The 19,808-nt window shown below is 45.1% G+C and carries 14 protein-coding genes and 6 tRNA genes; 17 read left to right on the top strand and 3 right to left on the bottom strand.

The window, feature by feature from the left end; translation table 11 throughout:
• Positions 1 to 55 precede the first annotated feature (55 nt).
• Positions 56 to 132: transfer RNA gene (locus tag D5I41_RS07910), tRNA-Asp, on the top strand.
• A 60-nt stretch (positions 133 to 192) separates the two neighbouring features.
• Positions 193 to 269, top strand: a tRNA-Trp gene (locus D5I41_RS07905).
• Between the two features lie 349 nt (positions 270 to 618).
• Here D5I41_RS07905 and pssA read toward each other — a convergent pair.
• Together pssA and D5I41_RS07895 are read right to left on the bottom strand one after the other, a co-directional pair.
• Positions 619 to 1,959: a CDP-diacylglycerol--serine O-phosphatidyltransferase gene (gene pssA / locus D5I41_RS07900; RefSeq protein ID WP_119009364.1), complete on the bottom strand. Its 1,341-nt coding sequence runs from the start codon at positions 1,957 to 1,959 to the stop codon at positions 619 to 621.
• A 102-nt stretch (positions 1,960 to 2,061) separates the two neighbouring features.
• A complete protein-coding gene (locus D5I41_RS07895) occupies positions 2,062 to 2,487 on the bottom strand; it encodes a GNAT family N-acetyltransferase (protein ID WP_119009363.1) in 426 nt (141 codons plus the stop codon).
• A gap of 97 nt (positions 2,488 to 2,584) precedes the next feature.
• Between D5I41_RS07895 and murB the strand changes: the two genes are divergently transcribed.
• Positions 2,585 to 3,646, top strand: coding sequence for a UDP-N-acetylmuramate dehydrogenase (gene murB, locus D5I41_RS07890; RefSeq protein ID WP_119009362.1), 1,062 nt, complete (start codon positions 2,585 to 2,587; stop codon positions 3,644 to 3,646).
• Positions 3,633 to 4,592: a bifunctional biotin--[acetyl-CoA-carboxylase] ligase/biotin operon repressor BirA gene (gene birA / locus D5I41_RS07885; RefSeq protein ID WP_119009361.1), complete on the top strand. Its 960-nt coding sequence runs from the start codon at positions 3,633 to 3,635 to the stop codon at positions 4,590 to 4,592. The genes murB and birA overlap by 14 nt, the downstream gene beginning before the upstream one ends.
• Here the strand turns inward: birA and coaA are convergent.
• On the bottom strand, positions 4,581 to 5,504 hold the full coding sequence (gene coaA, locus D5I41_RS07880) for a type I pantothenate kinase (protein WP_119009360.1): 924 nt from the start codon (positions 5,502 to 5,504) through the stop codon (positions 4,581 to 4,583). The genes birA and coaA overlap by 12 nt on opposite strands.
• Before the next feature lie 204 nt (positions 5,505 to 5,708).
• Between coaA and D5I41_RS07875 the strand changes: the two genes are divergently transcribed.
• The 13 genes from D5I41_RS07875 (at position 5,709) to rpoC (ending at position 19,610) form a co-directional block, all read left to right on the top strand.
• Positions 5,709 to 5,784 (top strand) — tRNA-Thr (locus D5I41_RS07875).
• A 23-nt stretch (positions 5,785 to 5,807) separates the two neighbouring features.
• Positions 5,808 to 5,892 (top strand) — tRNA-Tyr (locus tag D5I41_RS07870).
• Between the two features lie 35 nt (positions 5,893 to 5,927).
• A tRNA-Gly gene (locus D5I41_RS07865) sits at positions 5,928 to 6,002 on the top strand.
• A gap of 11 nt (positions 6,003 to 6,013) precedes the next feature.
• Positions 6,014 to 6,089: transfer RNA gene (locus D5I41_RS07860), tRNA-Thr, on the top strand.
• A 107-nt stretch (positions 6,090 to 6,196) separates the two neighbouring features.
• Entirely contained in the window at positions 6,197 to 7,381 is a 1,185-nt protein-coding gene (gene tuf / locus D5I41_RS07855) for an elongation factor Tu (RefSeq protein ID WP_119009359.1), read from the top strand.
• A gap of 257 nt (positions 7,382 to 7,638) precedes the next feature.
• On the top strand, positions 7,639 to 8,016 hold the full coding sequence (secE, locus tag D5I41_RS07850) for a preprotein translocase subunit SecE (RefSeq protein ID WP_017026983.1): 378 nt from the start codon (positions 7,639 to 7,641) through the stop codon (positions 8,014 to 8,016).
• Between the two features lie 12 nt (positions 8,017 to 8,028).
• On the top strand, positions 8,029 to 8,577 hold the full coding sequence (gene nusG / locus D5I41_RS07845; RefSeq protein ID WP_119009358.1) for a transcription termination/antitermination protein NusG: 549 nt from the start codon (positions 8,029 to 8,031) through the stop codon (positions 8,575 to 8,577).
• Between the two features lie 144 nt (positions 8,578 to 8,721).
• Positions 8,722 to 9,150, top strand: coding sequence for a 50S ribosomal protein L11 (gene rplK / locus D5I41_RS07840; RefSeq protein WP_021714674.1), 429 nt, complete (start codon positions 8,722 to 8,724; stop codon positions 9,148 to 9,150).
• Positions 9,151 to 9,154: 4 nt separating this feature from the next.
• The gene (gene rplA, locus D5I41_RS07835; protein ID WP_119009357.1) at positions 9,155 to 9,859 is read left to right on the top strand and encodes a 50S ribosomal protein L1; all 705 of its coding nucleotides are present in this window, start codon (positions 9,155 to 9,157) and stop codon (positions 9,857 to 9,859) included.
• A 276-nt stretch (positions 9,860 to 10,135) separates the two neighbouring features.
• On the top strand, positions 10,136 to 10,630 hold the full coding sequence (gene rplJ, locus D5I41_RS07830; protein ID WP_119009356.1) for a 50S ribosomal protein L10: 495 nt from the start codon (positions 10,136 to 10,138) through the stop codon (positions 10,628 to 10,630).
• A gap of 57 nt (positions 10,631 to 10,687) precedes the next feature.
• Positions 10,688 to 11,056: a 50S ribosomal protein L7/L12 gene (gene rplL, locus D5I41_RS07825; RefSeq protein ID WP_119009355.1), complete on the top strand. Its 369-nt coding sequence runs from the start codon at positions 10,688 to 10,690 to the stop codon at positions 11,054 to 11,056.
• A 230-nt stretch (positions 11,057 to 11,286) separates the two neighbouring features.
• The gene (gene rpoB, locus D5I41_RS07820) at positions 11,287 to 15,315 is read left to right on the top strand and encodes a DNA-directed RNA polymerase subunit beta (protein ID WP_119009354.1); all 4,029 of its coding nucleotides are present in this window, start codon (positions 11,287 to 11,289) and stop codon (positions 15,313 to 15,315) included.
• A gap of 86 nt (positions 15,316 to 15,401) precedes the next feature.
• A complete protein-coding gene (gene rpoC / locus D5I41_RS07815; RefSeq protein WP_102329643.1) occupies positions 15,402 to 19,610 on the top strand; it encodes a DNA-directed RNA polymerase subunit beta' in 4,209 nt (1,402 codons plus the stop codon).
• The last annotated feature ends 198 nt before the right edge of the window (positions 19,611 to 19,808 follow it).

Below are 19,808 nucleotides of genomic sequence, written 5' to 3'. Positions count from 1 at the left end.
TTAGATTGTATTGAAGCAACGCGAGTAAGACTTCAAGACAATAACAAATTGGTGCGGAGTGGTAGTTCAGTTGGTTAGAATACCGGCCTGTCACGCCGGGGGTCGCGGGTTCGAGTCCCGTCCACTCCGCCACTTATTCTGAAGACCTCGCTTTATGCGAGGTTTTTTCAGATTTAAGAAACCGAAAATTTTAGGGGTGTAGCTCCAATTGGCAGAGCAGCGGATTCCAAATCCGCGTGTTGGGAGTTCGAATCTCTCCACCCCTGCCATAATTAAGGCTCTAGCAGCAATGCTAGGGCCTTTTTTGCGTTTGGAAAACAGTAAACACTTCTAGAAATACCCAATGATAAGATTAATCAAGCCTTCGAACCTCCGGAGTGCCAGCTCAGTCCACCCCTGCCATATCGAAGGCCTTAGCAGCAATGCTAAGGCCTTTTTGTTTTCTACTAGCTTAAAAATATCAGTGTGCTGTCCTATCTGCTAGAAGCTAGAAGCTAGAAGCTAGAAGCTAGAAGCTAGAAGCTAGAAGCTAGAAGCTAGAAGCTAGAAGCTAGAACCCAATAAAAAGGCTCCTATGTTTCCATAGGAGCCTCTTATTCTACATATGCATCATTAGTACTAAAGCAACTGCTTGAGGACTCTATCAGCCTGTACGCGCGTTATTTTACGCAGCAATTTCTGCACGGCTTCAGGATAATGTTCAATCTTTTCAATATGTTTGTAGCTTCCAATACGCTGGGTGTTCTCGAAGATATTTTCAAACTCTTGCTCAAATTGCGTCTTTAAATAACCTTGCGGATCTCTGATTAGTAAGGCGTTTTCCAAGTCTAGTTTCCAAGCTCTAGGATTTAGGTTGTTGCCGGTTAGCAGCATGTTCTGCTTATCTACCCATAACCCCTTTAAGTGGTAGCTATTGGCGTCGTGCTTCCAAAGAAGGATGTCCAACTTGCGACAAGCAATATTCGCTTCATTAGCTTTCAAGAAGCGGCGTAGATTCATCTCATACAGATAAGGCAATCCACCAACGGTTTTAAACTCTTCTTCGGGATCAATGAAAAAGTCGTTGGCAGTCTTATCACCTACTACAACAGTTACTTTGACGCCGCGTCGAAGGGCTTTCTTTAGCTCCTTAGCGACACTTTTAGGGAAGTTAAAGTAAGGCGTACATATGGTGATTTCTTCTTTGGCATCACGTAATAATTGAACGATAGCCATGTTTAGAAGATTTCTACGCTTACCTACACCAACAATTGGGGTAATCGCGATTTTGTCTTCTGTAACATCTGCACAATCAAAGCGGTAGTTGGTGACTGCAAGGCTTGCTCGTAATTGACGAATTGCACCTTTCAATGACTTGGTTGCTGGACGCTCTTTTTCTGTCAGTGTGTTCACTGCAGGATTGTTAATGAGTGCGTCCATAATGTAGTTAGCCATAGCATCGGCAATTGCTGGGCTATTGATTAGGTGGTATCGATCAAAGCGATACTTTTCTTGGTGATGCAGATAGATATTGTTAATACTTGCGCCGCTATAAAGAACCGTATCATCAAAGATAAAGCCCTTAAGGTGCAGTACACCGAACACTTCTTTACCACGAACAGGTACACCATAAACTGGGACTGTGTGTTTGTGAGATTCAGCCATCTTCGTGTACATAGCGGCATTGCCATCAGATGACTCAGCACCTATCAGCCCGCGTTGAGCTCTATGCCAATCTACACAGATCTGAACATCTAATCCTGGATTAGCTTGTTTTGCCTTGTAGATCTCACCAAAGACCTCTCGTCCTGCTTCGTCGTCCTCAAGATACAAGGCGGCAATGTAGATACGCTTCTTGGCTGTTTTGATAAGCTCTAATAGCTGTGCTTTGAACTCTTTAGCCGAATAAAGTGTTCTAAAGTCTTTTGGATCAACGGGAACTGCTTCTAGTCCATCGATGACATTCTTAGCTAAAACCATTATGAATATTAAGTCCTGTAAAGGGCTGATTTAGCCTGTTATTTTACCAAATTTGCAGCTTTAGTGCCTAGATGAATTGGTAAACAATTATCTTGAAATTAATTAACTGTGATATTGCATGATAATTAGTGGCTTTCCCGTCTGAGTGTAGCGCAAATATAGCTTGGCTAATGCAGAAGGGAGCTCTTCAACTTGAATAGTTGTAAATCCGTGAGCGCTGTACAGTTGCTCTAGGTGTTCATAAGCAAAACAGAAAACTTGCTCATGCAGAATGTCTTTCTGGCTAAAGCGCAAAAGTTGTGAGGCAATGCCTTGATTACGCATTTCTGGAACAACGAGCATACCGGTTAGCAACTGCCATTTATCCACCTCACGGTACCGTACAACACCAACAATTTTTGAGTTTTGCTCGGCTACAATGATCTTCTCGCCGGCCTTTATCTTGGTAGAGGGGTAGTGAGACTTGTATAACTTCTTTAGGAGCGGCAAACGCAATGGCTCCAGATATTTGATAATCAGACTGTTCATTAATTAACTGCGGAATTGAGTTTGTTCCAGTATTATAAGGGAAAGTTGGAAATACTACCCTTTGGAATCCCGACAAGGGAATGGAACAATTAATTCTATGATGCATATTACCCCTCAAGCGGAACTCTCTCCCTACCATACATTTTCAATTCAAACAGACTGCGACTTTCTTGTAGAAGCACGTTCAGTAGACGATCTTATTGAGGTCTATCGCAATCCGGATTGGAAAGATCTGCCTAAGCTCCCCTTAGGCACGGGAAGTAACATGCTCTTTACTGATTACTTTGCCGGAGTAGCAGTACTGAATAGATTGAAGGGTAAACAAGTTACGGAAGACGAGAGCTTCTATTTTCTTGAGGTTGCGGCCGGAGAAGATTGGCCTGAGCTTGTTCAATGGACAGTTGAAATGGGAATGCCGGGCTTGGAAAATCTTGCCTTGATTCCAGGCTGTGCAGGAACTGCGCCTATCCAAAATATCGGAGCTTATGGCTTAGAGCTGAAAGACGTATGTGACTTTGTAGAGTACTTAGACTTGCAGTCATTCACAGTGAAAAGACTGGCTTCGGAGCAATGCCAGTTTGGCTATCGCGACTCTATATTTAAACAACAATTATCTGGTAAGGCACTGATTACTAAAGTTGGTTTTAAGTTATCAAAAAACTGGAGCCCTAGAACTGCTTATGGCGCACTGCAACAGTTAATTGAAGGTGAACCAACCGCGCAAAAGATCTTTGATGCAGTTTGTCAGGTTCGCCAGTCAAAGCTGCCAGACCCAAGAGTCATGGGTAATGCAGGCAGTTTCTTCAAAAATCCAGTTATCTCTAGTACTCAATTTGATGAGCTAAAGCTGAACTATCCAAGCATAGTTGGCTACCCTGCGGGCGATGGCATTAAGGTTGCCGCTGGTTGGCTGATAGATAACGCCAACCTCAAGGGGTATTCACATGGAGGTGCTCGAGTTCACGAACAACAGGCCTTGGTAATCGTCAATTTCAATGATGCGACGGCTGAAGATGTATTGTCTGTCGCTTGGCATGTGAAGCAAACGGTATGGCAGAAGTATCAAATTGCCTTAGAGCATGAAGTCCGTTTCATGGGGCGAACTCATGAAACCAACCTCGACGCTATTTTTGAAGGTAAAGAAAATGAAAGATTTTAGCTTTAAACTGAAACTAATTCAGGAGCTTAGCAAGGGCGAGTTTTGTTCGGGCGAGCAACTGGGCGAACATTTTGGTGTATCAAGAGCGGCTATTGCGAGACATATTAAATCCATTCAAGAGCTTGGGATCGATATCTATAGTGTTAAAGGAAAGGGTTATAGGCTAGAGCAACCACTGGATCTATTAGATAACCAGTTGTTGGGTAAAGAGTTGGGACTACCGGTAGAAGTCATTCCTGTTATTGATTCGACAAATCAATACATGCTGGGGCAGAAAGAGCTTCAATCTGGCAGTGTTTGTGTAGCTGAATATCAAACCCAAGGCCGGGGACGTCGTGGACGCGAGTGGGTGTCTCCGTTTGGCTCAAATATTTACTACTCGATGTATTGGCGTCTTGAAGCGGGTCTTCCTGCGGCTATGGGGATAAGCCTGGTCATCGGTCTCGCTCTTGTCGATGCCCTTGAGGAGCTAGGCATACAAGGTCTTAAGCTGAAGTGGCCAAATGACGTCTATTTTGACAATAAGAAGCTTGCCGGCATATTGGTTGAGCTGTCAGGACAGGCAGGTGATGCTGCTAACTTAGTGATAGGTATCGGGCTTAATGTATCAATGCCAGAGCATGTGCAAGGAATTGGACAACCCTGGACTAGTCTAAAAGAGATTTCAGGCGATCAGGATATCTCTCGAAATGAAATTGTGATTGCTATGACAAAGAAATTGCATGATGCGATTGATATCTATGAGCATCAGGGGCTGAAGCCATTCCTAGAGCAATGGAACCAATACGATAACTTCTTAGAGCAGCCGATTAAACTGATTATGGGTAACAGAGAAGTTACAGGCATATGCAAAGGTATCGATCAACAAGGCGCCTTACTGCTCGATACTGGCAATCAGATTGAATCATTTATCGGTGGCGAAATATCTGTTAGATCAGCTTCTTAGTAGGATCTTATCAACCTTATGATCAATTCCTTTTCTTAGAATAAGGTTAGCTCTAATTTTTGTTGGCATTATATTAGACACTAGATTTTTGCCATTAATATCAGCCCATATAGAACAGGCTTTAGCGACGGCTTGTTCTTCGCTCAACTTAGTGTAGTGACCAAAATATGAGTTGGGCTTTTTGAATGCCCCAGAACGAAACTTTAAAAATCGCTCTACATACCACTGCTGAATCAAGGTGCTATCGGCATCCACATAAATGGAAAAATCAAGGAAGTCAGAAACGAATACCCGATGCGGTTGCTCTGGATAGTCCATCCCTGATTGAAGTACATTTAGCCCCTCTAAGATTAAAATATCCGGCCTATCAACCACTTCTACCTCATCAGTGATGTTGTAGGTAAGGTGAGAATAGATTGGAGCTTCTACCTTTTCTTTGCCCGCCTTAACATCCGAAACGAAATCAACGAGCTTTTGAATATCGTAAGATTCAGGAAAGCCCTTACGGTGCATGATTCCCTTTTCTTCTAGCACTTCGTTAGGGTAGAGAAAGCCATCCGTAGTAATTAGAGCCACCTTAGGGTGATCTCCCCAGCGAGAGAGTAATGCTTGCATGACACGAGCCGTTGTACTCTTGCCTACAGCGACGCTACCAGCGATTCCTACGATGAAAGGGCTGTGACCGTCCTCTTTGTTCAAGAAAGTGTCTAAGACACGCTGACGACGTTGCTGGGAGCCTGCATGCAGGTTTAGAAGTCGAGAGAGGGGAAGGTATATTTCTTCTACTTCACGAGTATCCAATTTTTCATTGATACCACGCAGCTCTACAATGTCCGAATCAGATAACACCATAGGTACAGATGCTCTTAGCTCTGCCCATTCGTGTCGATTGAAATTTATGTGTGGATTCATTGATTTGAGCCTTCCTTTTCTGCGTCGCATCAACATACATGAAGAGATAAATATTTCAATTGTGCGACGGCAAAGCTGTGGTGATTTCCCTTGAATCTGCTGAAAAATTAGCCGTGGCTCAATGTAAACGTAAAAACTGATGATTTTTTGCATTTTCTTATTGCAAGGTTCGAAATCATCCAATAGAATGCGCTCCACTTATGTGCCGACTTAGCTCAGTAGGTAGAGCAACTGACTTGTAATCAGTAGGTCACCAGTTCGATTCCGGTAGTCGGCACCACTTTCTTTATGAAAGCACAATTTGGTGGGGTTCCCGAGTGGCCAAAGGGATCAGACTGTAAATCTGACGGCACTGCCTTCGATGGTTCGAATCCATCTCCCACCACCAATTTCTTAAGGAAATAGCTCGAAGAGTTACGTGTTGCGGGCATCGTATAATGGCTATTACCTCAGCCTTCCAAGCTGATGATGCGGGTTCGATTCCCGCTGCCCGCTCCAACCTATCGTGTGCTGATATAGCTCAGTTGGTAGAGCGCACCCTTGGTAAGGGTGAGGTCGGCGGTTCAAATCCGCCTATCAGCACCAGCTCTCTTCAAGCAAATATTTCCTTTTGATATATACTTTACATCCAATTTATTTGGTTGCGTGGTCTACAAAGCCACTTTATAAACCGTACCTAGAGGAACACGCTCGTGTCTAAAGAAAAATTTGAACGTACGAAACCGCACGTAAACGTTGGTACTATCGGCCACGTTGACCACGGTAAAACAACTCTAACTGCTGCTATCTGTACTACTTTGTCAAAAGTATACGGTGGTGAAGCTAAAGACTTCGCATCTATCGATAACGCTCCAGAAGAGCGCGAGCGTGGTATCACAATCGCTACTTCTCACGTTGAGTACGATACTCCAGATCGTCACTACGCACACGTAGATTGCCCAGGACACGCCGATTACGTTAAAAACATGATCACTGGTGCTGCGCAAATGGACGGCGGTATCCTAGTTGTTGCTGCGACTGATGGCCCTATGCCTCAAACTCGTGAGCACATCCTACTTGGTCGTCAGGTTGGTATCCCTTACATCATCGTATTCATGAACAAATGTGACATGGTTGATGACGAAGAGCTACTTGAGCTAGTTGAGATGGAAGTTCGTGAACTTCTTTCTGAATACGATTACCCAGGTGATGATCTACCAGTAATCCAAGGTTCTGCTCTTGGCGCTCTAAACGGCGAAAAGCAGTGGGAAGACAAGATTGTTGAGCTTGCAGAAGCACTAGATTCTTACATTCCACTTCCAGAGCGTGCTGTTGACCAACCGTTCCTACTTCCTATTGAAGATGTATTCTCAATTCAAGGTCGTGGTACTGTTGTTACTGGTCGTATCGAGCGCGGTATCCTACGTGTAGGTGACGAAGTAGAAATCGTTGGTATCAAAGAAACTACTCTTACTACTTGTACTGGTGTTGAAATGTTCCGTAAGCTGCTTGACGAAGGTCGTGCAGGTGAGAACGTTGGTGCACTTCTACGTGGTACTAAGCGTGATGACGTTGAACGTGGCCAAGTACTTGCTGCTAAAGGTTCTATCAACCCACACACTAAGTTTGAGTCTGAAGTATACGTACTTTCTAAAGACGAAGGCGGCCGTCACACTCCTTTCTTCAAGGGTTACCGTCCACAGTTCTACTTCCGTACAACTGACGTAACAGGCGACATCACTCTACCTGAAGGCGTAGAGATGGTAATGCCAGGTGACAACGTTCAAATGACTGTTGAGCTAATCGCTCCAATCGCAATGGACGAAGGTCTACGTTTCGCAATCCGCGAAGGTGGCCGTACCGTTGGTGCTGGTGTTGTTGCTAAGATTTTCGATTAATAATTGACGAAATCTAAACAAAAGGGCATCATTTGATGCCCTTTTTCTGCGCTACTGTTTATGATTAGAAGATAAAATGGTCTTTTTATCGTCTAACAAGCAAAGAATTTTGAGAATTTTCATTTCTATTGTGGGTTTTATAGCCTGTATTAGAAAGAAAGTTCGGAAAGAAGGTGTTGATTTTCAACACTAATGAATAGGCCCTGCAACAGCGGGGTTATTGTCGTCTATAGTAAGACTTGTCACAGGTTAGTTTTATGAAAGCAAATGCAGAAACTCCTGATAGCTCAAGTGCAGCAGACATCTTCAAGTGGATTGTCGCTTTTGCTCTGCTAGCCGCTGCTGTTGTGGGAAATTACCTGTATGGTGAAATGTCAGTAGTAGCTCGCGCTGCTGGTGTGGTTGTATTAATTGCAATCGCTCTAGGTGTAGCCGCTACGACTACTAAAGGTAAAGCTGCGATCGTGTTTGCACGTGAATCTCGTATGGAGATCCGCAAGGTTGTTTGGCCAACTCGCCAAGAAACTCTGCAAACTACATTGATCGTATTGGCTGTAAGTATTGTTATGGCTCTAGCGCTTTGGGGCATTGACGGAATTATGGTTCGTCTTGTTGCTCTAGCGACTGGGGTGTGAGGGTTTTAATTCATGAGTGAAGCTCCAAAGAAACGTTGGTATGTAGTTCAGGCTTTTTCTGGTTTTGAAGGCCGTGTTGCTACCACTCTTCGCGAATATATCAGAATGCATGATATGGAAGAGTATTTTGGTGAAGTATTAGTTCCGACAGAAGAAGTTGTCGAAATGCGCGCTGGTCAGCGTCGCAAAAGTGAACGCAAATTCTTCCCAGGCTATGTACTTGTTCAAATGGTTATGAACGACGAATCATGGCACCTTGTGCGTAGCGTTCCACGCGTTATGGGCTTTATTGGTGGAACTTCAGATAAACCTGCACCTATTACAAATAAAGAAGCTGACGCTATCTTGAACCGTCTAGAGAAGGCTAGCGAAGCTCCTCGTCCACGTACAATGTACGAAGCGGGTGAAGTCGTTCGTGTTAACGATGGTCCATTTGCTGACTTCAACGGTACCGTTGAAGAAGTGGATTATGAGAAGAGCCGCCTAAAAGTGTCTGTATCGATCTTTGGTCGTGCAACACCGGTAGAACTCGAATTCGGTCAAGTTGAAAAAGTTGACTAAAAAATAGGCTTTAGGGCTTGTTTGAGGCGTGAATTGTATCTATAATTCGCGCCTCTTTACTTCCTTGTGTGAAGTAAAGTGTTTTTAAAACAACGGGGAGCTGGCCGTAAGGCAGAGCGTTACTACCCAAAATTAGGAAATATCATGGCTAAGAAAGTTGAAGCTTATATCAAACTGCAAGTTGCAGCAGGTATGGCGAACCCGTCGCCACCGGTTGGTCCTGCTCTAGGTCAACACGGTGTGAACATCATGGAATTCTGTAAAGCGTTCAACGCAAAAACAGAATCTGTTGAGAAAGGTCTACCAATCCCAGTTGTTATCTCTGTATACAACGACCGTTCTTTCACGTTCGAAACTAAGACTCCACCTGCAGCAGTTCTTCTGCTTAAAGCAGCTGGCATTAAGTCTGGTTCTGGTCGTCCGAACACTGAGAAAGTTGGTACTGTAACTGACGCTCAAGTTCAAGAGATCGCAGAAACTAAAGCTGCAGACATGACTGGCGCTGACATCGAAGCGATGAAGCGTTCTATCGCGGGTACTGCTCGTTCAATGGGCCTAGTGGTAGAGGGTTAATAAGATGGCAAAACTTACTAAGCGTATGCGCGTTATTCGCGAAAAAGTTGACGTAACTAAAGAGTACGAAATCAACGAAGCTGTTGCTCTTCTAAAAGAACTAGCAACTGCTAAATTCAATGAAAGTGTTGACGTTGCTGTTAACCTTGGCATTGACGCTCGTAAATCAGATCAGAACGTACGTGGTGCAACTGTACTACCTCACGGTACTGGTCGTGAAATCCGTGTTGCTGTGTTCACCCAAGGTGCAAACGCAGAAGCTGCTAAAGAAGCTGGTGCTGACATCGTTGGTATGGAAGACCTAGCTGAGCAAGTTAAGAAGGGCGAAATGAACTTCGACGTAGTTGTTGCTTCTCCAGATGCAATGCGCGTAGTTGGTCAACTAGGTACTATCCTAGGTCCACGCGGTCTAATGCCAAACCCTAAAGTTGGTACTGTAACTCCTAACGTTGCTCAAGCGGTTAAGAACGCTAAAGCTGGTCAGGTTCGTTACCGTAACGACAAAAATGGCATCATCCACACTACTATCGGTAAAGCATCTTTCGAAGCTGCACAGCTTCAAGAGAACCTAGAATCACTTCTAGTTGCTCTTAAGAAAGCTAAGCCATCTTCAGCGAAAGGTACTTTCCTGAAGAAAGTAAGCATCTCTACTACTATGGGTGCTGGTGTTGCTGTTGATCAGGCTAGCCTGAACACTCAAGCAAGCTAATACTTGCTTAGGCGCGGAATTAGTGTATAATTTCGCGCCTAATATTTGTGGTTGGGGCTGACTTTAACATCTCGATGTAAGAGTGAGTCTCCGTCCAAGACCGTAGGTGTTACAAGTTATTTTTAGCTATGTAGCTTAATAGTATACCTACGTAGATGGTGCCCGAACTGACAGAAAGCCAAACTTGAAAAAGATTGCCTTTCTTCTGGGACTGCACCGTTTTTACTCTCACCAATTTTGGTGAGTGGTGTAACGACAACCAGGAGTAAATCCAAAATGGCTTTAAACCTTCAAGACAAAAAAGCAATTGTTGCTGAAGTCAACGAAGCTGCCAGTGGTGCACTTTCTGCAGTTGTAGCTGATTCTCGTGGCGTTCCTGTTGGCGCAATGACTTCTCTACGTAAACAAGCTCGTGAAGCTGGCGTTTACATGAGAGTTGTGCGTAACACACTAGCACGCCGTGCAATGGAAGGTACTGAGTACGAGTGTCTAACTGACACTTTCTCTGGTCCTACTCTACTTGCATTCTCTAATGAGCACCCAGGTGCTGCAGCGCGTCTTTTTAAAGACTTCGCTAAAGAGAACAAAGATTTCGAGATCAAAGCTGCTGCATTTGAAGGCGCGGTTACTGACGCAGACGTACTAGCGACACTACCAACTTACGACGAAGCTATCGCACGCCTAATGATGTGCATGAAAGAAGCTTCTGCAGGCAAGCTGGTACGTACTATCGCTGCACTACGCGATCAAAAAGAAGAAGCAGCGGCTTAAGCCTTGCTTTTTACTGGTTGCAAAATAAACTTATTGTTGACTTAAAAGAGAATTGTTATGTCTATTACTAACGAGCAAATCCTAGACGCAGTTGCAGAAATGTCTGTAATGCAAGTTGTTGAGCTTATCGAAGCTATGGAAGAAAAATTCGGCGTATCTGCTGCAGCTGCAGTAGTTGCTGGCGGCGCAGCTGGCGGCGACGCTGCTGAAGAGCAAACTGAATTTGACGTAGTTCTTACTGCTATCGGCGGTAACAAAGTATCTGTTATCAAAGCAGTACGTGGCGCTACAGGTCTAGGCCTTAAAGAAGCTAAAGCTCTAGTTGATGGTGCTCCAGCACCGCTTAAAGAAGCTGTTTCTAAAGAAGAAGCAGAAGCTCTTAAAGCTACTCTAGAAGAAGCTGGTGCTTCTGTTGAAGTTAAGTAATTATTACTTAGTTTCTTAGCCGAATGGCTAATGGCTGGTGGTTTATTAACCACCGGCCTTTTTGCGCTGTAGGGCACGGGTGTTTTTCTCTGTTTAGCCACCTGTATCCGCGCATAACACTTCGATTATTTATCGAAGTGTTTGTATATTAAACAGTTGTTAGTCTCTGTCTTTTATTTTTGAGCGAATATTAGACAGTTGGGTCACTTATCAGCGAGCTGAGGAACCCCATGGTTTACTCTTATACCGAGAAAAAGCGCATCCGTAAGGATTTTGGTACTCGTCCACAAGTTTTGGACGTCCCGTACCTGCTATCGATCCAGCTTGATTCTTTCGATAAATTTATCGAGCAGGATCCTGAAGGACAATACGGTCTAGAAGCTGCTTTTCGTTCTGTTTTTCCAATTCAGAGCTACAACGGCAATTCTGAGCTGCAATACGTTAGCTACCGTCTTGGTGAACCAGTATTTGATGTTAAAGAATGTCAAATTCGAGGTGTCACTTATTCAAAACCGCTGCGCGTTAAACTGCGTCTAGTCGTATTCGACAAAGATGCACCAGCTGGTACTGTAAAAGATATTAAAGAACAAGAAGTCTACATGGGTGAAATTCCACTCATGACAGACAATGGTACCTTCGTGATCAATGGTACCGAGAGGGTTATCGTATCCCAGCTGCACAGAAGCCCAGGTGTATTCTTCGACAGCGATAAGGGTAAGACTCACTCTTCTGGTAAAGTTTTATATAACGCACGTGTTATTCCTTACCGTGGCTCATGGTTAGACTTTGAGTTCGATCCAAAGGATAGCCTGTTCGTTCGTATCGACCGTCGTCGTAAGCTTCCAGCGTCTATTATCCTACGTGCATTGGGTAAAACGACAGAAGAGATCCTAGATCTGTTCTTCGAAAAAGTACGCTTTGAAGTTCAAAACCAAACTCTAATGATGGAGTTGGTTCCTGAGCGTCTGCGTGGCGAAACTGCTTCATTTGATGTTGAAGCAAACGGCAAAACTTACGTTGAAGCTGGCCGTCGTGTTACAGCTCGTCATATCCGCTCTCTTGAAAAAGATGGCGTTGAGTTCATTGAAGTACCAGTTGACTACATCGTAGGCAAAGTGGCTTCAAAAGATTACATTGACGAGAGCACTGGCGAAATCGTTGTGGGCGCGAACCAAGAGTTCAGCCTAGAGAGCCTAGCGAACCTTGCACAAGCAGGTCACACTAAGCTTGAAGTTCTGTTCACGAATGATCTAGATCATGGTCCATTCATGTCAGACACAGTTCGCAGCGACAGCACTACAGACCGTATCTCTGCATTGGTAGAAATCTACCGCATGATGCGTCCTGGCGAGCCGCCAACGAAAGAAGCTGCTGAAGCTCTGTTCCAAAGCTTGTTCTTCTCTGAAGAGCGCTACGACCTATCAACTGTAGGCCGTATGAAGTTCAACAGCTCTATCATGCGTGAAGACGCTGGTGAGCAAGGCATCCTAGACGAAACTGATATCATCGAAGTGATGAAGAAGCTTATCTCTATCCGTAATGGTAAAGGTGAAGTGGATGATATCGACCACCTTGGTAACCGTCGTATTCGCTCTGTGGGCGAAATGGCTGAAAACCAATTCCGTGTAGGTCTAGTTCGTGTTGAGCGTGCTGTTAAAGAGCGTTTGAGCCTTGGTGACCTTGATGCAATCATGCCTCAAGATCTGATCAACGCTAAGCCAATTTCTGCGGCAGTTAAAGAGTTCTTTGGCTCTTCTCAGCTGTCTCAGTTTATGGATCAGAACAACCCGCTTTCAGAAGTTACTCACAAGCGTCGTATCTCTGCGTTAGGTCCTGGTGGTCTAACTCGTGAGCGTGCTGGCTTTGAGGTTCGTGACGTTCACGTTACGCACTACGGTCGTCTATGTCCGATCGAAACTCCTGAAGGTCCAAACATCGGTCTAATTAACTCACTATCTGCTTACGCACGTTGTAATGAGTATGGTTTCCTAGAAACCCCATACCGTCGTGTTGTTGATGGTGTAGTAACCGAAGAAGTTGATTACCTATCTGCTATCGAAGAAGGTCAATACGTTATCGCTCAGGCGAACACCGTACTGTCTGAAGGCAACACCTTTACAGAAGAACTGATCACAGCCCGCTTGAAGGGTGAATCAGGTCTGCACCCACGTGAAAACGTGAGCTATATGGATGTTGCTACGAACCAGGTAGTATCTATCGCTGCATCTTTGATCCCATTCCTAGAGCACGATGATGCAAACCGTGCATTGATGGGTGCAAACATGCAACGTCAGGCAGTTCCAACTCTACGTGCTGATAAGCCACTTGTAGGTACTGGTGTTGAGCGCAACATTGCGGTTGACTCTGGTGTTACTGCGGTAGCTAAGCGTGGCGGTTCGGTTCAGTCTGTAGACGCATCTCGCATCGTAGTTAAGGTTAATGAAAATGAATTGGTACCAGGCGAAGCCGGTATCGACATTTACAACCTAACTAAATACACGCGTTCTAACCAGAACACTTGTATTAACCAGCGTCCTACCGTGCTACCTGGCGAACCAGTAGCAAAAGGTGACGTTCTAGCAGATGGTCCTTCTACCGACCTTGGTGAACTGGCTCTTGGTCAGAACATGCGTATCGCATTTATGCCTTGGAACGGTTACAACTTTGAGGATTCAATCTTAGTTTCTGAGCGTGTAGTACAAGAAGATCGCTTTACTACTATCCACATCCAAGAACTATCTTGTGTGGCTCGTGATACTAAGCTTGGCTCTGAAGAGATCACTGCTGATATTCCAAACGTAGGTGAAGCTGCTCTATCTAAACTAGATGAGTCAGGTATCGTTTACATTGGTGCTGAAGTTAAGGGTGGCGACATCCTAGTTGGTAAGGTAACTCCGAAAGGCGAAACTCAGCTAACTCCTGAAGAGAAGCTACTACGTGCAATCTTCGGTGAAAAAGCATCTGACGTTAAAGATACTTCACTGCGTGTACCTAACTCTGTTTCAGGTACCATCATTGACGTTCAAGTCTTCACTCGCGATGGCGTAGAGAAAGACAAGCGTGCTCTAGAAATTGAGCAAATGCAGCTGAAAGAAGCGAAGAAAGACCTAACTGAAGAGTTCCAGATTCTTGAGGGTGGCCTTCTTAACCGTGTTCGTGCTGTATTGATCGCTGGTGGTTACTCGGAAGCGAAACTTGACAGCATTAACCGCAAACAGTGGTTAGAGCAGACTCTTGAAGATGACGCACTGCAATCTCAACTTGAGCAACTTGCAGAGCAGAACGACGAACTTAAAGCTGACTTCGATAAGAAGTTCGAAACTAAGCGTCGTAAGATCACTCAAGGCGATGACCTAGCACCTGGCGTTCTTAAGATTGTTAAGGTTTACCTAGCGGTTAAACGTCGCATCCAGCCTGGTGATAAGATGGCGGGTCGTCACGGTAACAAGGGTGTTATCTCTAAGATTAACCCTGTTGAAGACATGCCTTACGATGAGAAAGGTCAACCGGTCGATATCGTTCTTAACCCACTGGGTGTACCTTCGCGTATGAACATCGGTCAGATCCTAGAAGTACACTTGGGTCTAGCTGCGAAAGGTATCGGCGACAAGATCAACCAGATGGTTAAAGAACAACAGGAGCTTGCTAAGTTCCGTGAGTTCTTACAGAAGGTTTATGATCTAGGTGACTCTCGTCAAGAAGTAGATATTGCTGAGCTATCGGACGATCAAGTTCGTACGCTTATCAAGAATCTACGTGGCGGTCTACCAATCGCGACTCCAGTATTTGACGGTGCATCTGAGAGAAACATCAAAGATCTACTTAAACTGGGTGACCTACCAGAATCTGGTCAGCTAACTCTGTTTGATGGTCGCACTGGTGATTCGTTTGAGCGTCCTGTAACTGTAGGTTACATGTACATGCTGAAACTAAACCACCTTGTTGATGACAAGATGCACGCACGTTCGACTGGTTCGTACAGCCTAGTAACTCAGCAGCCACTTGGTGGTAAAGCTCAGTTCGGTGGTCAGCGTTTCGGTGAGATGGAAGTATGGGCACTAGAAGCATACGGTGCTGCTTACACCCTTCAAGAAATGCTAACCGTTAAGTCGGATGACGTGAATGGCCGTACTAAGATGTATAAGAACATCGTAGATGGCAACCACGCGATGGAACCAGGCATGCCTGAATCGTTCAACGTATTGTTGAAAGAGATTCGCTCGCTAGGTATTAACATCGAGCTAGAAGACGAAGAGTAATCCCTTTCTTTTAAAGAAAAGTGGTTATTGGTAAGAAGGTGCTCACCGATAGGTGAGCCCCTTTTAACTCCTTACAGGAGCTGATCGTGAAAGACTTATTAAACTTTCTAAAAGCACAGCATAAGACTGAAGAATTTGATGCAATCAAAATCGGTCTATCTTCACCAGACATGATTCGTTCATGGTCTTTTGGTGAAGTTAAAAAGCCTGAGACAATCAACTATCGTACGTTCAAACCTGAGCGCGATGGTCTGTTCTGTGCACGTATCTTTGGCCCAGTTAAAGATTACGAATGTCTATGTGGCAAATACAAGCGTCTGAAGCACCGCGGAGTTATCTGTGAGAAGTGTGGCGTAGAAGTTACACAAACTAAAGTTCGTCGTGACCGCATGGGCCACATCGAGCTAGCGTCGCCTGTAGCGCACATTTGGTTCCTAAAATCACTACCGTCTCGTATCGGTCTACTAATGGATATCCCACTGCGTGATATCGAACGCGTTCTTTACTTCGAAATGTACGTAGTAACAGAAGCGGGTATGACTGATCTAGAAAAAGGTCAGATGCTTACTGAAGAAGAGTATCTGGACAAACTAGAAGAGTGGGGTGACGAGTTCACTGCGAAGATGGGTGCAGAAGCGATCAAAGATCTGCTTTCTACCATGGATCTTGTGCAAGAAGCTGAACTAATGCGCGAAGAGTTAGAAACGACTAACTCTGAAACTAAGCGTAAGAAAGTTACTAAGCGCTTGAAGTTGGTTGAAGCATTCGTAGCATCAGGTAACAACCCTGAGTGGATGATTCTGACTGTACTTCCAGTACTTCCGCCAGATCTACGACCTCTAGTACCACTAGATGGCGGTCGCTTTGCGACTTCAGATCTGAACGACCTATACCGTCGTGTTATCAACCGTAACAACCGTTTGAAGCGTCTACTAGAGCTATCTGCTCCGGACATCATCGTACGTAACGAAAAACGTATGCTGCAAGAGTCTGTTGATGCGCTTCTAGATAACGGTCGTCGCGGTCGTGCTATTACAGGCTCTAACAAGCGTCCTCTGAAATCTCTTGCTGATATGATCAAGGGTAAACAAGGTCGTTTCCGTCAGAACCTTCTTGGTAAGCGTGTAGACTATTCTGGCCGCTCTGTAATCACAGTAGGTCCATACCTTCGTCTGCACCAGTGTGGTCTTCCTAAGAAGATGGCACTTGAGCTATTTAAGCCATTCATCTACAGCAAGCTTGAGCTTCGTGGTCTAGCGACAACGATCAAAGCAGCTAAGAAAATGGTAGAGCGTGAAGAAGCGGTAGTTTGGGATATCCTAGACGAAGTTATTCGCGAACACCCAGTACTATTGAACCGTGCACCTACACTTCACCGTCTAGGTATCCAGGCGTTCGAACCTGTACTAATCGAAGGTAAAGCGATCCAGCTACACCCACTTGTGTGTGCTGCGTACAACGCCGACTTCGATGGTGACCAGATGGCGGTACACGTACCTCTAACTCTGGAAGCTCAGCTTGAAGCACGTACACTGATGATGTCGACGAATAACATTCTGTCGCCAGCGTCAGGTGATCCTATCATCGTACCTTCTCAGGACGTTGTATTGGGTCTTTATTACATGACTCGTGACAAGATCAACGTGAAAGGTGAAGGCATGTACCTTGCTGGCCCAGAAGAGGCTGAGAAGGCATACCGCACTAAGAGCGCTGAACTTCACGCACGTGTAAAAGTTCGTATTACTGAAACCATCAAAGATGAAGACGGTAATAGCACGACAGAAACTAAGATGGTAGATACTACTGTCGGTCGTGCAATGCTTTGGCAGATCGTTCCAACGGGCCTACCGTTTGATCTAGTAAACCAAAAGCTAGGCAAGAAGCAGATTTCTAAGCTTCTAGATGAGGCTTACCGTAAGCTTGGTCTTAAAGACACAGTTATCTTCGCTGACCAAATCATGTACACAGGTTTTGCTTACGCGGCACTATCTGGCGTATCTGTTGGTATCGACGATATGGTTGTTCCTCAAGCTAAGTACGATGAGATCGAATCAGCTGAAGAAGAAGTACGCGAAATCCAAGACCAGTACCAATCAGGTCTGGTAACTGCGGGTGAGCGTTACAACAAAGTTATCGATATTTGGGCGTCTACCAACGACCGCGTTGCGAAAGCGATGATGGATAACCTATCTTCTGAAACTGTGGTTAACCGTGACGGTGAAGAAGAACAACAAGAGTCGTTCAACAGCATCTACATGATGGCCGACTCCGGTGCTCGTGGTTCTGCTGCGCAGATTCGTCAGCTTGCTGGTATGCGTGGCCTGATGGCACGTCCAGATGGTTCAATCATCGAGACGCCAATCACAGCGAACTTTAAAGAAGGTCTAAACGTACTTCAGTACTTTATCTCAACGCACGGTGCTCGTAAGGGTCTTGCGGATACAGCACTGAAAACAGCGAACTCCGGTTACCTAACGCGTCGTCTAGTAGACGTTGCACAGGACGTTGTAGTTCACGAACATGACTGTGGCACTCATGAAGGCGTTGAAATGATGCCTCATATCGAGGGTGGTGACGTTAAAGTTGCACTTTCTGAGCTAGCTCTAGGTCGTGTTGTAGCTGAAGATGTTATTAAGCCTGGTACTGAAGAAGTACTGATCCCACGTAATACTCTAATTGATGAGAAGTGGTGTCAGATCATGGAAGAAAACTCTGTAGACAGCATGAAAGTGCGCTCAGTAGTTACCTGTGATGCAGACTTCGGTTGTTGTGCACTATGTTACGGTCGTGACCTAGCACGTGGTCACCTAGTGAACCAAGGTGAAGCAGTAGGTGTTATCGCTGCTCAGTCTATCGGTGAACCAGGTACACAGCTTACCATGCGTACGTTCCACATCGGTGGTGCGGCATCGACAGCGGCTGCTGAAAACAGCATCCAGACTAAGAATGACGGTACACCTTTCCTTCATAACGCTAAGTACGTTGTGAACAAAGAAGGTAAGCTAGTGATTACTTCTCGTGCGTCTGAACTAACCATCGTTGATGAGTTAGGTCGTACGAAAGAGAAGCACAAACTTCCATACGGTACGATTCTTAACATTAAAGAAAGCGATCTTGAATCAGCGAAGCTAGATTCTGGTTATGTAATCGCAAACTGGGAAGCTCACACACTGCCAATCATCACTGAAGTGGCAGGTAGCATCCAGTACGTTGACATGATTGACGGCGTAACAGTTTCTCGTCAAACAGATGACCTTACAGGTCTATCTTCAAGCGAAGTAACTGACCCTGCAGCACGTCCTGCTGCGGGTAAAGACATGCGTCCAGCTATCAAACTTGTTGATGCGAAAGGTAACGATGTAATGATCCCTGGCACTGATATGCCAGCTCAGTACTTCCTACCTGGTAAAGCGATTGTAAACATCGAAGATGGCGCTGAAGTAGGCGTTGGTGACACTCTTGCACGTATCCCTCAGAAATCTGGCGGAAACAAAGATATCACCGGTGGTCTACCACGCGTTGCTGACTTGTTTGAAGCTCGTAAGCCTAAAGAGCCTGCGATTCTTGCTGAGCACACAGGTACTGTGTCGTTTGGTAAAGAAACCAAAGGTAAGCGTCGTCTAGTAATCACTCGTGAAGGCGGAGACGCTTACGAAGAGATGATTCCTAAACATCGCCAACTGAACGTGTTCGAAGGTGAGAAGGTTGAGCGCGGTGATGTAATCGCCGACGGTCCTGAGACTCCGCATGACATCCTACGTCTACGTGGCATCCATGCTATGACTCAGTACATCGCTAACGAAGTACAAGAAGTTTACCGACTACAGGGCGTTAAGATTAACGATAAGCACATTGAGACTATCGTTCGTCAAATGCTACGTAAGTGTACTATTACACACGCTGGTGACTCTGAGTTCCTACCTGGCGAGCAAGTGGAATACTCACAAGTTAAGATTGCTAACCGTGCACTAGAAGCAGAAGGTAAAGAGCCAGCAGGCTTTGAGCGTGAGCTACTAGGTATCACTAAAGCATCTCTTGCAACTGAGTCGTTCATCTCTGCGGCATCGTTCCAGGAGACAACTCGCGTACTAACAGAAGCTGCTGTTTCTGGTAAGCGTGATGAGCTTCGTGGTCTGAAAGAAAACGTAATCGTGGGTCGTCTGATCCCAGCGGGTACAGGTTTCGCTTACCACCAAAATCGTCAAGCTAGCCGTGAAGAGCAACCAGGTCCATCTGCTGAACAAGCAACGGATAACTTGGCTGCACTTCTAAACGCAGGTTTCTCTGACGAGTAATCGAGCTGTTTAGCTGATAGCAAAAAGGCACCCTAGGGTGCCTTTTTTAATGTCTGTTGATTACGAAATTTTCAGAGTGCTTATACCCATCGTAGTAAATAACTGCTCATCCTAGCTTGTTAAAATACTCGATAACGGCGTTTTTCCTACGCTATTTCTGACCACTTACTGAGATTGGTATTAATGCTAGTGAGAATA

The sequence above is a fragment of the Vibrio superstes genome, from assembly GCF_003569005.1.
Classification (GTDB): Bacteria; Pseudomonadota; Gammaproteobacteria; order Enterobacterales; family Vibrionaceae; genus Vibrio; species Vibrio superstes.
Note: the sequence above shows the minus strand (reverse complement) of the source record. Positions and strands in the feature narration are given on the sequence as shown.

Coding starts and splice junctions, on each gene's coding strand:
- pssA (WP_119009364.1), bottom strand. CDS start 1,959: ATGGTTTTAGCTAAGAATGTCATCGATGGACTAGAAGCAGTTCCCGTT.
- rpoB (WP_119009354.1), top strand. CDS start 11,287: ATGGTTTACTCTTATACCGAGAAAAAGCGCATCCGTAAGGATTTTGGT.
- coaA (WP_119009360.1), bottom strand. CDS start 5,504: ATGAATCCACACATAAATTTCAATCGACACGAATGGGCAGAGCTAAGA.
- D5I41_RS07895 (WP_119009363.1), bottom strand. CDS start 2,487: ATGAACAGTCTGATTATCAAATATCTGGAGCCATTGCGTTTGCCGCTC.
- murB (WP_119009362.1), top strand. CDS start 2,585: ATGATGCATATTACCCCTCAAGCGGAACTCTCTCCCTACCATACATTT.
- rplJ (WP_119009356.1), top strand. CDS start 10,136: ATGGCTTTAAACCTTCAAGACAAAAAAGCAATTGTTGCTGAAGTCAAC.
- rplK (WP_021714674.1), top strand. CDS start 8,722: ATGGCTAAGAAAGTTGAAGCTTATATCAAACTGCAAGTTGCAGCAGGT.
- nusG (WP_119009358.1), top strand. CDS start 8,029: ATGAGTGAAGCTCCAAAGAAACGTTGGTATGTAGTTCAGGCTTTTTCT.
- rplL (WP_119009355.1), top strand. CDS start 10,688: ATGTCTATTACTAACGAGCAAATCCTAGACGCAGTTGCAGAAATGTCT.
- rplA (WP_119009357.1), top strand. CDS start 9,155: ATGGCAAAACTTACTAAGCGTATGCGCGTTATTCGCGAAAAAGTTGAC.
- birA (WP_119009361.1), top strand. CDS start 3,633: ATGAAAGATTTTAGCTTTAAACTGAAACTAATTCAGGAGCTTAGCAAG.
- secE (WP_017026983.1), top strand. CDS start 7,639: ATGAAAGCAAATGCAGAAACTCCTGATAGCTCAAGTGCAGCAGACATC.